Below are 12,320 nucleotides of genomic sequence, written 5' to 3'. Positions count from 1 at the left end.
ACCGATTCAGGCAGCGCTCGTGAATTTGAGCCCGAGGATGCCCGCGACGATCAGGCCCACGCAGATGAGGCGCGCGGCGTTGGCGGGCTCATGGAACAGCACGATGCCCAGGATCACCGTGCCCACGGCGCCGATGCCGGTCCACACCGCGTAGGCCGTGCCCACGGGCAGCGAGCGCATCGCCCAGCCCAGCAGCACCACGCTGAGCACCATCGAGATCGCAGTGCCGACGGAAGGCCAGAACCTCGTGAATCCTTCGGTGTACTTGAGCCCGATGGCCCAGCCCATTTCGAGCAGCCCCGCCACCAGCAAAACGATCCACGCCATGCACGCTCCTTGAAAAGTTTCAGTTCTCCGGCCGCACGGCACGGTAGAGGGCGCGCACGAAATCCGACTGCGTGATCATGCCGGTGAGCCGCTTTTCATGGTCGATGATGGGGATATGGTGGTGGCCGCCCTCGGAGAACAGCGGCACCAGGTCGACCACCGGGCGGTCGGCGCTGGCCACGCGCACCTGGCGCGTCATGATCTGGCCCACCACCTCCGGCTTGTTCGACACCACGGTGCGCGTGGCGCGGATCAGGTCGCGCAGGCGCCCGGCAATGCCTTCGTGGTGCTCCAGGTCGAGTTGGCGGAAGAAGTCGGCCTGCGTCACGATGCCGACCACGCGGCGCGTGCGGTCGGTGACCGGCAGCGCCTTGATGCGGCGCTGGTTCATCAGCATCCAGGCTTCCTGCAGCGGCGTGCCGAACTCCACCGACACCGGGTCGCGCGACATGATGTCGCCGCAGTGCAGGGTGCCGAGCCGCCGCTTGTACGACTCGAGCTCGGTCTGCTGGATCAGCGACTCGAGGTCGTCGCGGCTGATGTCCAGCACCTGGTTGTAGCGCGCCAGCACCGCATCGATGTCGGCCTGGCTGAAGCGCGCATCGGTGCGCGGCGGCTGCGCGACCTGCACATGCGGGTAGCGCCTGCCCGTGAGCGAGTTGTAGGCCACGCCCGCCAGCACCAGCAGCAGCGAATTGGTGAAGAACGGAAAGAGGGCGGACGAGAAATGCGTGGTGTGCGTGAGCACCGCGAGCAGCGCCGCCGCGCCGCCCGGCGGATGCAGGCAGCGCGCGAAGAACATCACGCCGATCGCGGCAGCCACCGCCACCGCGGCGCTCAGCGCCGGGTCGGGAATCCAGCTCACGCTGGCGATGCCGACCATCGCCGACAGCGTGTTGCCGCCGATCACCGACCAGGGCTGCGCCAGCGGACTCGCGGGCACCGCGAACACCAGCACGGCGCTGGCCCCCAGCGGCGCGATCAGCCAGACGCTGCTGCCCAGCGGCTCGGCCAGCCAGCGGCACAGCACGGCCGTGACGAGCAGGCCGATGGCGGCCCCGCAGACCGCGCGCAGCCTCTCGCGCATGTCGACGGTGGTGCGGCCCGGCAACCAGGCGCGCGCGTAGGTCAGGAACGGGGAGGTCCGCATGCGGGTATCGCTCTTTCAGGTTTCGTTGGCGAGGCTTCGTCCGATCTCGGGCCAGCGGCCGTGCAGCCAGACCCAGGCGACCAGGCCGATGCCCAGCATCAGCATGGAGGTGACGGCGAGCGCCAGCGTGGAATGCATCACCAGCGGCGCAATCGCACCGGCGACCAGGCCGTTGGCGGTCGAGCCGATCACGGCCTGCAGCGACGAGGCCATGCCGCGGCGCTCGGGGTGCAGGTCGAGCACCAGCAGCGTGACCACCGGCACCATCAGCGCCCAGCCGAAGGCGAACACCGCCAGCGGCCACAGCGCCCATGCCACGTGCGCATCGAAGAAAAAGTTGGCCGCCACGTTGACCACCGAGGTGACCAGCATGATCAGGAAGCCGTCGCGGATCTGCCGCTTGGGCGTCACCTTGCCCGCCATGCGGCCGCTGGCGCGCGCGCCCAGCATGATGCCGCCGATGGTCAGCAGGAAGAACCAGAAGAACTGCTGCGGCTGCAGCGAGAGGTGGTCGCCCAGGAAGGCGGGCGCGGCCAGCACGTAGAGGAACATGCCGTTGAACGGCACGCCGCTCGCGAGCGCGAGCAGCAGGAAGCGCGGATCGGAACACAGGTCCCAGTAGCCGCGCAGCAGGTGCCGCACATGGAAGGACTGGCGCTGGCTCTGGTGCAGGGTTTCGGGCAGCAGCTTGTAGTTGGCCGCGAACAGAACCACGCCGACCGCCACCAGGAACCAGAACACCGCGTGCCAGCCCGCATGCACGAACAGGAAGCCGCCGATGATCGGCGCAATGGCCGGCGCCACGCCGAAGTAGATCGTCACCTGGCTCATCACGCGCTGCGCCTCGGCCGGCGGGAACATGTCGCGGATCACGGCGCGCGACACCACGATGCCCGCGCCGGTCGACAGGCCCTGCAGCCCGCGGAACAGCACCAGCTGCGCGATGTTCTGCGACAGCGCGCAGCCCAGCGAGGCGAGCGTGAACACCGCGAGCCCCCACAGCACCACCGGCCGCCGGCCGAAGCTGTCCGACAGCGCGCCATGGAACAGGTTCATGAACGCAAAGCCGAACAGGTAGGCCGAAAGCGTCTGCTGCATCTCGGCCGGCGTGGCGCCGATGGAGCGCGCAATGCCAGAGAAGGCCGGGATGTAGGTGTCGATGGAGAAGGGGCCCAGCATGCCCAGCACCGCGAGCAGCACGGCCAGTGCCCAGCGCGGGGCCTGCCAGAGTTTGTCTGCATCGGGATTCATGGCAATTGCTCCATTCTTCTTGTTTGCGTTGCACAAAAGAGAGCGCCCGCCGCCCGTATGACGGGGCGCTGCGGGCGCTTGTGGCTTCAGGGAACCCGGATTACAGAGTATCGATGAAGCTGCGCAGTTTGTCCGAACGCGAGGGATGCTTGAGCTTGCGCAGGGCCTTCGCTTCGATCTGGCGGATGCGCTCGCGCGTCACGTCGAACTGCTTGCCGACTTCTTCCAGCGTGTGGTCCGTCGACATCTCGATGCCGAAGCGCATGCGCAGCACCTTGGCTTCGCGCGGCGTGAGGCTGTCGAGGATGTCCTTGACCACGTCGCGCAGGCCCGCCTGCATCGCGGCCTCGATCGGGGCCGTGTTGCTGCTGTCCTCGATGAAGTCGCCCAGGTGCGAATCGTCGTCGTCGCCGATGGGGGTTTCCATCGAGATCGGCTCCTTCGCAATCTTCATGATCTTGCGGATCTTGTCTTCCGGGATCTCCATCTTGGCGGCCAGGATGCCGGCGTCGGGCTCGAAGCCGAATTCCTGCAGATGCTGGCGCGAGATGCGGTTCATCTTGTTGATCGTCTCGATCATGTGCACCGGGATGCGGATGGTGCGCGCCTGGTCCGCGATCGAGCGCGTGATGGCCTGGCGGATCCACCACGTGGCGTAGGTCGAGAACTTGTAGCCGCGACGGTATTCGAACTTGTCGACCGCCTTCATCAGGCCGATGTTGCCTTCCTGGATCAGGTCCAGGAACTGCAGGCCGCGGTTGGTGTACTTCTTGGCGATGGAGATCACGAGGCGCAGGTTGGCCTCGATCATTTCCTTCTTGGCATCGCGCGAGGACGATTCGCCCTCGTTCATGCGCTTGTTGATTTCCTTGAGCTGGGTGAGCGGCACCACCACGCGCGACTGGATGTCGGCGAGCTTCTGCTGGAGTTCCTGCACCGGCGGAATGTTGCGCGCAAGCACGGCGCTCCAGGGCTTGCCGGCCGCGGCCTGCTTCTCGACCCACTTCTGGTTCAGCAGGTTCGAGGGCACGCGGTTGCCGTTCTTGTCGTAGCCCGAGAAATCGCGGATGAACTCGTCCTGCGGGAAGCCGCACTTGTCCACGATGATGCGGCGCAGCTCGCGCTCCTTCTTGCGCACGTCGTCCACCTGCGTGCGAACCAGGTCGCACAGCTTCTCGATGGTCTTGGCCGTGAAGCGGATGGTCATGAGCTCGTCCGACAGGGCCTGCTGGGCCTTCTCGTACGCGGGCGTGCCGTAGCCTTCCTTGTCGTAGATCTTGTGGACCTTCTCGAACATCGAGGCAATGCGGTCGAAGCGCTCGAGCGCATCGCGCTTGAGTTCCTCGAGCTTCTTGGTGAGGGCCTTGGAGCCGCCCTTGCCGTCGTCGTCGTCTTCCTCGTCGAACTCGTCGAAGTCTTCCTCGGCCACGTAGTCGTCGGCTTCGTTGGGGTTCGAGAAGCCGTCCACCACGGTGGAGATGACGACCTTGCCTTCACGGATGTCGGCGGCCAGGCGCAGGATCTCGGCGATGGTGGCGGGGGAGGCCGAGATGGCTTCCATCATGGCCATCAGGCCGCCTTCGATGCGCTTGGCGATTTCGATTTCGCCTTCGCGCGTGAGCAGCTCGACCGTGCCCATTTCGCGCATGTACATGCGCACCGGGTCGGTCGTGCGGCCGAATTCGCTGTCCACCGTGGACAGGGCCGCTTCGGCTTCTTCCTCGGCTTCTTCCACCGTGGTGGCGGTGGGCGCGGTGTTGTTCAGCAGCAGGGTCTCGGCGTCGGGCGTTTGCTCGTACACCGCCACGCCCATGTCGTTGAGCATGGTGACCACGACTTCCATGGTCTCGGCGTCGACCAGCTTGTCGGGCAGGTGGTCGGAGATTTCGCCGTGCGTGAGGTAGCCGCGGGTCTTGCCGAGCGTGATCAGCGTCTTCAGGCGCGAGCGGCGCTTGGCCAGGTCTTCCTCGGAGAGCACGGTCTCGTCCAGGCCGAACTCCTTCATCAAGGCGCGTTCCTTCGCCTTGCTGATCTTCATGCGCAGCGGCTTGACCTTTTCCTCGGTGGTCGTGGCGGTTGCGGGCTCGTCGCCGGCCAGGTCTTCCTCGATGTCCGACAGGTCGACGTCGCTTTCGGGTGCTTCGTTGCCGGCCTTGGGCTTGCGGCCGCGCTTGGCGCCGGTGGCGGGCGCGGCAGCGCCGGCGGCCTTGGGCGGGCGGCCTACTTTCTTGGCGGCGGGGGCGGCAACTGCCTTGGCGGCAGCTTTTTTCGGATCGTCGATGGAGGTCGATTTCGTGGGCACGGTTTTCACTTTCGTTGCGGCTGCCGATTTGGAAGCGGCGGCACCCGACTTAGTTGCCGGCATAACGCCAGCTTTCAACGGTTTTTCTGCGACAGACTTCGCGGCGGCGCTTTTGGCGAGTGAAGGAGCAGGCTTCTTTGAACTGGGCATACGACCTCGTTACAGCAAGATGGACCAAGCGGAATCACAGGCGCACCGCCACACGGCAGCGCCACCACGGTCCGGGCACAGGCACGGACGGAACAATTGGGAAAGAGGAAGAAATTCCTCGTCAGGCAAGATGTCGGGCGAACATTTGGTGTGCAGTCCTTGCGGTTATTGACCCTTTCCGACGGATTCTTTCCGTGGGAGTGCGTTGCGCTAGGGGTCGGCCCGGAGGTGCTGCTGTCGCTCTTGCCTAATTTCGCCAGTTGCGAAGCCTTACATTATAGCCTATTGCGCAAATTTCAAGCAGTTTCTGCACCGCGCGGGTTCAATCGGTTGCGCAATTCGAGCCGCCTGGCCTCCAGCGCCTTGTAGCGTTCGAGCGCCTTCGGGTCCTTTCCGACCGCGGCAATGGCCTCGCTCTGCTGGGCCTTCAGGCGGTCGTCCAGCATGAAGTCGAGCACGCTCGCGAGCTCCTTGGCGGCATCGGCCAGGTGCTGCTCTTCCTCGCCCTCGGGGACAGGGGCGCTCTCGGAAACGCTCATGAGGCGTTCGGCCAGCGCCTCGAAATCGAGCCCGCGCATGCCTTCGCGGAGCGCCGCCCACGGCTGCACGCCGTGCTCGTGCAACTGGCTGTCGAGCCAGGTGAAAAGCGCCCCGTGCGGGCCCGGCAGGTCGCACAGCATCACGTGGAGCTCGTGCGACAGCGCGTCCCACTGCGCCATGTTCGACAGCAGCAGCCGCGCCGCCACGTCCGGCCGGCTCGGCGGCTTGCCCCGGCCGCGCAGCGGCTCGATCGGCGCCTCGAATTTGCCGCCCCAGCGCTTGCCCTTGGTGAATTTGCGCGGCTTGCTATCGCTTTCATAGCGCGGCGGCTCGTATTCGGCCGGCGGGGGCATGTCGGGGTAGTCGCTCTCGTGGCCCGCGTCGCCCTGGCGCTGGGCTGGCGCCGCAGCCGGCCTGCGCGGGCCCGGCGTGGAGGCCCAGAGCTCGGAGAGCGCCGCCGCGTCGAGCTGCACCAGCGCGGCGATCTCGCTCAGCAGCTGGCGCTTGAGCGCCCCGTCGGGCATGGCGCTCCAGAGCGGGCGCACATTGCTCGTCATGTGGGCGCGGCCCTCCGCGGTGGTCAGGTCGCAGCCTTCGCGCGCGGCCTCGAGCATGAAGCGCGACAGCGGCGTGGCTTCCTGGATGAAGCGCGCAAACGCATCGGCGCCGAATTCGCGGATGAAGCTGTCGGGGTCGTGCTCGGCCGGCAGGAACAGGAACTTGATGCTGCGCACGTCGGTGGCATAGGGCAGGGCGCCGTCGAGCGCCTTGCGCGCGGCGCGGCGGCCGGCGGCGTCGCCGTCGAAGCTGAACACCACCGATTCGGTGAACCGGAAGAGTTTTTGCACGTGCTCCGTGGTGCAGGCCGTGCCGAGCGTGGCCACGGCATTGGGAAAGCCGAGCTGGGCCAGCGCGACCACGTCCATGTAGCCCTCGGTCACCAGGGCGAAGCCGCGCTCGCGGAAGGCGGCGCGGGCCTCGTACAGTCCGTAGAGCTCGCGCCCCTTGCTGAACACGGGCGTCTCGGGCGAATTGAGGTACTTGGGCTTTTCGTCGCCGAGCACCCGGCCGCCGAAGCCGATGCATTCGCCCTTCACGTTGCGGATCGGGAACATCACGCGGTCGCGGAAGCGGTCGTAGCGCTTGGCGTCTTCGGCGCCGTCTTCGGCGTTGACGATCACCAGGCCGCTTTCGGCCAGCAGCGGGTCATCGTAGTCGGGAAACACGCTGGCAAGCGTGCGCCAGCCGGCGGGCGCATAGCCGATGCCGAACTGCCTGGCCACTTCGCCCGAGACGCCGCGGCCCTTCAAGTATTCGATGGCGCCCGGTGCCTGCCGCAGGGCCTTGCGGTAGGCCTCGCCGGCTTTTTCGAGCACGTCGGTCAGCGTGGCCTGCTTCTGGCGCTGGCTGGCGGCGCGGGCGCGTTCCGCCGGAGAGGCGTCGTCCTCGGGCACCTGCAGGCCGTATTGGCCGGCAAGGTCGTGCACCGCCTCGACGAAGCCCATGCCCGCGTGTTCCATGAGAAAGCCGATGGCGTTGCCGTGGACCCCGCAGCCGAAGCAGTGATAGAACTGCTTGGTGGGGCTGACCGAGAAGGAGGGCGACTTCTCGCCGTGGAACGGGCACAGGCCCATGAAGTTGGCGCCGGCCTTCTTGAGCTGCACGTAGCGCCCGACGATTTCCACCACGTCGGCGCGCGCGATGAGTTCCTGGATGAATGAAGCGGGGATGGTCATGTAGGCGAAGAGCGGCAAATCATACGCAAGCCTTCGAACGCCCGCGCGCGAAGGCCATACTGCCCGCAGCTGGAACCCACGGATGAAGACGCCCCACCCATTGCACCACGTCGCGCCGCTGCTGCGCCATCCCCTGCGCTTCGTCTGGGATGCGCTCAAGGCTTTCCGCGCCAACCAGGGCTTGCTGCTCGCGGGCGCCGTGGCCTACTACGCGCTGCTTTCCATCGTGCCGCTCCTGATCGTGAGCGTGATCGCGATGTCCCACCTGATCGAGCAGGCCGAGCTGCTGCGCACCATCGGCCGGTACCTCGAATGGCTGCTGCCGGGGCAGTCGAAGGCGATCGTGGCGGAGCTGTCGAACTTCCTCCAGCACCGCGACGTGATGGGGCCGGTGCTGTTCGTGACCATGATCTTCTTCAGCTCGCTGGCCTTCAGCGTGCTGGAGAGCGCCATGGCGGTGATCTTCCATCACCGCAAGGCGGACCACCGGCGCCATTTTCTGGTGTCGGCGGTCATGCCCTATCTCTACATCCTGTTCCTGTGCGTGGGCCTGCTGCTGGTCACGCTGGTGTCGGGCGCGCTGCAGCTGGTGGGCCAGGAGAGCGTCGACCTGTTCGGGCGCAACTGGTCGCTGTCGGGCGTCTCGGGCCTGCTGCTCTACCTCTTGGGGCTGGGCGGCGAGATCTTCATGCTGACCTCGCTCTACCTCGTGATGCCGGCCGGCCGCATGTCGCTGCGCCATGCGCTGCTGGGCGGCGTGACCGCCGCGCTGCTGTGGGAGGCCACGCGGCGCGTGCTGATCTGGTACTTCTCGACGCTGTCGCAGGTCAACGTGGTCTACGGCTCGCTCACCACGGCCATCGTGGTGCTGCTGAGCCTGGAGATCGCCGCCACGCTCGTGCTGCTGGGCGCCCAGGTGATCGCCCAGTACGAGCGGCTGGACCGCACCGGCAGCACGGCGGTGCCGCCGCTCACCGGGGCGGAAGCCGAATCGCTCCGTCGAGACGAATCACCTCGCCGTTGAGCATGTCGTTCTCGATGATGTGCTTGGCGAGCTTGGCGTAGTCCTCCGGCGTGCCCAGGCGGGATGGGAAGGGCACGCTGGCGGCCAGCGCGTCCTGCACCTCCTGCGGCATGCCGAAGAGCATGGGCGTGCCGAAGATGCCAGGGGCGATGGTCATGTTGCGGATGCCGTTGCGTGCCAGGTCGCGCGCGATCGGCAGGGTCATGCCGACCACGCCGCCCTTGGAGGCGCTGTAGGCGGCCTGGCCGATCTGGCCGTCGTAGGCCGCCACGGATGCGGTGGAAATCAGCACGCCGCGCTCGCCCGTGGCTTCGGGCTCGTTCCGGCTCATGGCGTCGGCCGCGAGGCGGATCATGTTGAAGCTGCCGATCAGGTTGACCGTGATGGTCTTGCTGAACACCGCCAGCGCATGCGGGCCGTTCTTGCCCACGGTCTTCTCGGCCGGCGCGATGCCCGCGCAGTTGACCAGGCCCACCAGCTTGCCGAGCTTCTGCGCCGCGGCCACCGCCGCCTGGCCGTCGGCCTCCTGGCTCACGTCGCACTTGACGAACACGCCGCCGATGTCCTTGGCGACGGCTTCACCCTTGTCGGCCTGCATGTCGGCGATCACAACCTTGCCGCCATTGGCAGCCAGCATGCGCGCCGTGCCTTCGCCGAGGCCCGAGGCGCCACCGGTCACGATAAAAACCTTGCCGTCGATCTGCATTGAGAGTCTCCTGAAATGAGACCGGCATTATCGAAGACGGCAGCGGGACAAAAAAAAGCCCCGTCCGAAGACGAGGCTTGAATTGGATCCGTGAGGACCCAAGGAGACAACTGGTGGTGGTCGGCAGCTTAGCGCTTGCGCGAGGTGGTCGCGGTCTTGGCGGCGGCAACGGCTTGCGTCGACACGGCGTTGAAGTTGGCTTCGGCAACGTCCGACGCTTGCTTGACGGCCTTCTGGACCGATTCGAAAGCGTTGTTGGCGGCAGCCACGGCGCTCTTCAGCACGGCAACGGCGGTTTCCGAGCCGGCGGGTGCATTCTTGGAAGCGCTGTCGACCAGGCCGACAAAGGTTTGCTGGGCTTCAGCGGCCTTGGCTTCGAAAGCCTTGGTGAACTCGGCGCCGGTGCCCTGGGCGATGTCATAGAGGTGACGGCTGTAGGCAGCGGTCTTTTCGGCCAGGGGCTGGAACAGGCTGGCTTGCAGCGTCAGCAGCTCTTGTGCGTCCTTGACGTTCAGGGCGGCTTGGGCGGTGCTCTGAGCTTCGCTCAGCGCAGCCTTGGAGGCAGTCACGTTCAGTTCGACGAGCTTCTCGACGCCTTCGAAGGCCTTGGTGGTCAGGCCGAACAGGGTTTCGAGGTTTGCTTTTTGGGCGGCGAGGATTTGGTCAGCGGTCAGGGCCATTTGGGAATCTCCGGTAAGGATGAAGGGTGGTCGGTTCACGTTGCGCTGCCTCGTCGTCCATGTTCTATGTTGCGGTGCAGCATGGCCTCAAGTATAGGCAGCACAGCTTTGCGATCAAGGGGGTTTTGCTGCTTTGCAGCAATTTAGAACACACTTTCTAAATTCGCTCCGGCCTCCAGAATGCGGGCCATGCGCGCGTTCTATTCCGGCCAGTTCGTCCTGCCTCTGCCTCCGGGCCACCGCTTCCCGATGTCCCGCTATGCCCTGCTGCGCGACCGCCTGCTGGAGCACCTGCCGGCGGTGGACATGGACCAGGCCCCGCGTGCCACCGACGGCGAGCTGGCGCTGGCCCACACCCCGCAGTGGATCGCCGCCATCAGCGACGGCAGCGTGAGCCCGCAGGCCATGCGCGAGATCGGCTTTCCCTGGAGCGAGGCGATGGTCGAGCGCTCGCGCCGGTCCACCGGGGCGACCATCGCGGCCTGCCGCGCGGCGTTCGCCGGCGGCGTGGCGGCCAACATGGCGGGCGGCACGCACCATGCCTATGCCGACAAGGGCGGCGGATTCTGCGTCTTCAACGACGCCGCGGTGGCTGCGCGGCTGATGCAGGCGGAGCACGGCCGCGCTGGCCGGCAGCTCAAGGTCGCGGTGATCGACCTGGACGTGCACCAGGGCAACGGCACGGCCAGCATCTTCCGCAGCGACCCGAGCGTCTTCACGCTGTCGCTGCACGGCCAGAAGAACTTTCCGTTCCGCAAGGAGGCGAGCGACCTGGACGTCGAGCTGCCCGACGGCTGCGGCGATGCCGACTACCTCACCGCGCTCGAGCACGCGCTCGACGAGCTGGAGCGGCGCTTCTCGCCGGGCCTGGTGATCTACCTGGCGGGCGCCGACCCCTTCGAGCGCGACCGGCTCGGCCGGCTCAAGCTGACATTCGACGGCCTGGAGGCGCGCGACCGCCGGGTGTTCGACTGGGCCTGGCAGCGCCGCATTCCGCTGGCCTTCGCGATGGCCGGAGGCTACGCCAGCGACATCGCCGAGACGGTGCAGGTGCAGCTGGGCACCTTCAGGGTCGCCTTCGACTACTGGCGCCGCTGGCAAAATGCCGCGCGATGAGCTCCGCCGCCAAACCCACGCCGCATTCCCGAAGCAGCTACCGCGCGTTCCGCAGCATTCCCACGCGCTGGGCTGACAACGACATGTACGGCCATGTCAACAACGTCGTCTACTACAGCTGGTTCGACACGGCGGTGAATGCGCTGCTGATCGAACGCGGCGCGCTCGACATCCACCAGGGGCAGACCATCGGCTTCGTGGTCGAGACGCAATGCAACTATTTCGCCCCGATCGCCTTTCCCCAGACCGTGGAGGCCGGCATCCGCGTGGCCCAGGCCGGACGGTCGAGCGTGCGCTACGAGATCGCGCTCTTTGCGCAAGGCTCGGACAGCGCAGCCGCGCAGGGCCACTTCGTGCACGTGTATGTGGACCGGGCCACGCAGCGGCCGGTGCCGCTTCCCGAGGCGCTGCAGCGCGTAGTCGATTCGCTGAAGGCCTGATCACAAAAAAAGCGCCCGAGGAGGGCGCTTTTTTTGCCGTGCGGAGGGATCCGCGCCTACATGGCCGTCTTCGTCTTCTTCATGGCCTTGATCTCGGCCTTGCCCTGGGCCTCGTCGGCCTTGGCCTGCTTCACGCAGGCAGCCTTGGCATCGCCGGACTGGTCGTCGCATTTTTCCTTGGCGACTTCGTACGTGGCCTTGACCTTCTCCTCGGCCACCTTGCGGGCATGGGCGTCGCTCGGCTTGTACTGCTGTTCGAGTTCGGCCTTCGCCACGTCTTCCGTGCCCTTGGCTTCCTTCTGGCAGACGTCCTTCGCGTTGTCCTTCATCGCGTCGCACTGGGCCTTGGCGGACTTGTAGTCGGCTTCGATCTTTTCCTTGGCCGCCTTGTATTCGTCCTTGGTCATGGCGCCCGCCTGGGTGGCCATGAAGCAGGTGGATGCAAGAGCGAGCATGAGCAGGTGCTTTTTCATGGTGTTCTTCCTTTGCTGTTCAGAGAGGAATCGGGAGCTCAGTACTTCTCGTACCAGAGCGCTTCCGGCGTGCGGCCGTCGCGCGTTTCCCAGTCCCGGACCTGTTTTTCGGCCTCGTCGCGGCTGATGCCGTGGCGTTCCTGGATGCGGCCCAGCAGCTGGTCGCGCTTGCCGGCAATCACGTCGAAGTCATCGTCGGTCAACTTGCCCCATTGCTCCTTGACCTTGCCCTTGAGCTGTTTCCAGTTGCCTGCAATGGTGTCCTTGTTCATGCGAATCTCCTTGAAAAGATGGATTCGGCGAGCTCCCCGGCTGCCGTGAACGCACTGTCGCGGGGGCCATTCACCCTGGCGGTAGGACGCCCAGTGCTGGCGCCGTAGGCACAAGCCGACGGCGCCCGTGATAATCGAACGCACGCCGAAAAG

At 66.2% G+C, this 12,320-nt stretch carries 12 protein-coding genes; 3 read left to right on the top strand and 9 right to left on the bottom strand.

The window, feature by feature from the left end:
• Positions 1-6: 6 nt before the first annotated feature.
• From sugE to dnaG, 5 genes are all read right to left on the bottom strand, one after another.
• On the bottom strand, positions 7-327 hold the full coding sequence (gene sugE, locus VPA02S_RS04020) for a quaternary ammonium compound efflux SMR transporter SugE (RefSeq protein ID WP_012746901.1): 321 nt from the start codon (positions 325-327) through the stop codon (positions 7-9).
• 19 nt (positions 328-346) lie between these two features.
• Positions 347-1,477: an HPP family protein gene (locus VPA02S_RS04015; RefSeq protein ID WP_012746902.1), complete on the bottom strand. Its 1,131-nt coding sequence runs from the start codon at positions 1,475-1,477 to the stop codon at positions 347-349.
• Positions 1,478-1,492: 15 nt separating this feature from the next.
• Positions 1,493-2,728, bottom strand: a complete 1,236-nt coding sequence (locus VPA02S_RS04010) for a multidrug effflux MFS transporter (RefSeq protein ID WP_012746903.1) — start codon at positions 2,726-2,728, stop codon at positions 1,493-1,495.
• A gap of 100 nt (positions 2,729-2,828) precedes the next feature.
• Positions 2,829-5,180: an RNA polymerase sigma factor RpoD gene (gene rpoD / locus VPA02S_RS04005; protein ID WP_026283816.1), complete on the bottom strand. Its 2,352-nt coding sequence runs from the start codon at positions 5,178-5,180 to the stop codon at positions 2,829-2,831.
• A 296-nt stretch (positions 5,181-5,476) separates the two neighbouring features.
• The gene (gene dnaG / locus VPA02S_RS04000) at positions 5,477-7,456 is read right to left on the bottom strand and encodes a DNA primase (protein ID WP_012746905.1); all 1,980 of its coding nucleotides are present in this window, start codon (positions 7,454-7,456) and stop codon (positions 5,477-5,479) included.
• An 82-nt stretch (positions 7,457-7,538) separates the two neighbouring features.
• Between dnaG and VPA02S_RS03995 the strand changes: the two genes are divergently transcribed.
• Positions 7,539-8,480, top strand: coding sequence for a YihY/virulence factor BrkB family protein (locus VPA02S_RS03995; RefSeq protein ID WP_012746906.1), 942 nt, complete (start codon positions 7,539-7,541; stop codon positions 8,478-8,480).
• Here the strand turns inward: VPA02S_RS03995 and VPA02S_RS03990 are convergent.
• A complete protein-coding gene (locus tag VPA02S_RS03990; RefSeq protein ID WP_012746907.1) occupies positions 8,428-9,186 on the bottom strand; it encodes a 3-hydroxyacyl-CoA dehydrogenase in 759 nt (252 codons plus the stop codon). The genes VPA02S_RS03995 and VPA02S_RS03990 overlap by 53 nt on opposite strands.
• A gap of 128 nt (positions 9,187-9,314) precedes the next feature.
• Positions 9,315-9,866, bottom strand: a complete 552-nt coding sequence (locus VPA02S_RS03985; protein ID WP_012746908.1) for a phasin family protein — start codon at positions 9,864-9,866, stop codon at positions 9,315-9,317.
• 189 nt (positions 9,867-10,055) lie between these two features.
• Between VPA02S_RS03985 and VPA02S_RS03980 the strand changes: the two genes are divergently transcribed.
• Both VPA02S_RS03980 and VPA02S_RS03975 read left to right on the top strand, forming a co-directional pair.
• A complete protein-coding gene (locus VPA02S_RS03980; RefSeq protein WP_174545050.1) occupies positions 10,056-10,982 on the top strand; it encodes a histone deacetylase family protein in 927 nt (308 codons plus the stop codon).
• Positions 10,979-11,422, top strand: coding sequence for an acyl-CoA thioesterase (locus tag VPA02S_RS03975; protein ID WP_018903027.1), 444 nt, complete (start codon positions 10,979-10,981; stop codon positions 11,420-11,422). Before VPA02S_RS03980 ends, VPA02S_RS03975 begins: the two co-directional genes overlap by 4 nt.
• 56 nt (positions 11,423-11,478) lie before the next feature.
• On the opposite strand, the gene VPA02S_RS03970 is transcribed toward VPA02S_RS03975, so the two are convergent.
• Together VPA02S_RS03970 and VPA02S_RS03965 are read right to left on the bottom strand one after the other, a co-directional pair.
• Positions 11,479-11,895 (bottom strand): hypothetical protein, encoded by a 417-nt coding sequence (locus tag VPA02S_RS03970; protein ID WP_012746912.1) that lies wholly within the window; start codon positions 11,893-11,895, stop codon positions 11,479-11,481.
• A 38-nt stretch (positions 11,896-11,933) separates the two neighbouring features.
• Positions 11,934-12,167 (bottom strand): CsbD family protein, encoded by a 234-nt coding sequence (locus VPA02S_RS03965; protein WP_012746913.1) that lies wholly within the window; start codon positions 12,165-12,167, stop codon positions 11,934-11,936.
• Positions 12,168-12,320 lie beyond the last annotated feature (153 nt).

The sequence above is a fragment of the Variovorax paradoxus NBRC 15149 genome (genome assembly GCF_001591365.1).
GTDB lineage: Bacteria > Pseudomonadota > Gammaproteobacteria > Burkholderiales > Burkholderiaceae_C > Variovorax > Variovorax paradoxus.
This window is presented reverse-complemented; position numbering and strand designations above follow the sequence as displayed.

Excerpts from the sequence above, each read along its gene's own strand:
- sugE (WP_012746901.1), bottom strand. The coding sequence starts at position 327 with ATGGCGTGGATCGTTTTGCTGGTGGCGGGGCTGCTCGAAATGGGCTGG.
- VPA02S_RS04015 (WP_012746902.1), bottom strand. The coding sequence starts at position 1,477 with ATGCGGACCTCCCCGTTCCTGACCTACGCGCGCGCCTGGTTGCCGGGC.
- VPA02S_RS04010 (WP_012746903.1), bottom strand. The coding sequence starts at position 2,728 with ATGAATCCCGATGCAGACAAACTCTGGCAGGCCCCGCGCTGGGCACTG.
- rpoD (WP_026283816.1), bottom strand. The coding sequence starts at position 5,180 with ATGCCCAGTTCAAAGAAGCCTGCTCCTTCACTCGCCAAAAGCGCCGCC.
- dnaG (WP_012746905.1), bottom strand. The coding sequence starts at position 7,456 with ATGACCATCCCCGCTTCATTCATCCAGGAACTCATCGCGCGCGCCGAC.
- VPA02S_RS03995 (WP_012746906.1), top strand. The coding sequence starts at position 7,539 with ATGAAGACGCCCCACCCATTGCACCACGTCGCGCCGCTGCTGCGCCAT.
- VPA02S_RS03990 (WP_012746907.1), bottom strand. The coding sequence starts at position 9,186 with ATGCAGATCGACGGCAAGGTTTTTATCGTGACCGGTGGCGCCTCGGGC.
- VPA02S_RS03985 (WP_012746908.1), bottom strand. The coding sequence starts at position 9,866 with ATGGCCCTGACCGCTGACCAAATCCTCGCCGCCCAAAAAGCAAACCTC.
- VPA02S_RS03980 (WP_174545050.1), top strand. The coding sequence starts at position 10,056 with ATGCGCGCGTTCTATTCCGGCCAGTTCGTCCTGCCTCTGCCTCCGGGC.
- VPA02S_RS03975 (WP_018903027.1), top strand. The coding sequence starts at position 10,979 with ATGAGCTCCGCCGCCAAACCCACGCCGCATTCCCGAAGCAGCTACCGC.
- VPA02S_RS03970 (WP_012746912.1), bottom strand. The coding sequence starts at position 11,895 with ATGAAAAAGCACCTGCTCATGCTCGCTCTTGCATCCACCTGCTTCATG.
- VPA02S_RS03965 (WP_012746913.1), bottom strand. The coding sequence starts at position 12,167 with ATGAACAAGGACACCATTGCAGGCAACTGGAAACAGCTCAAGGGCAAG.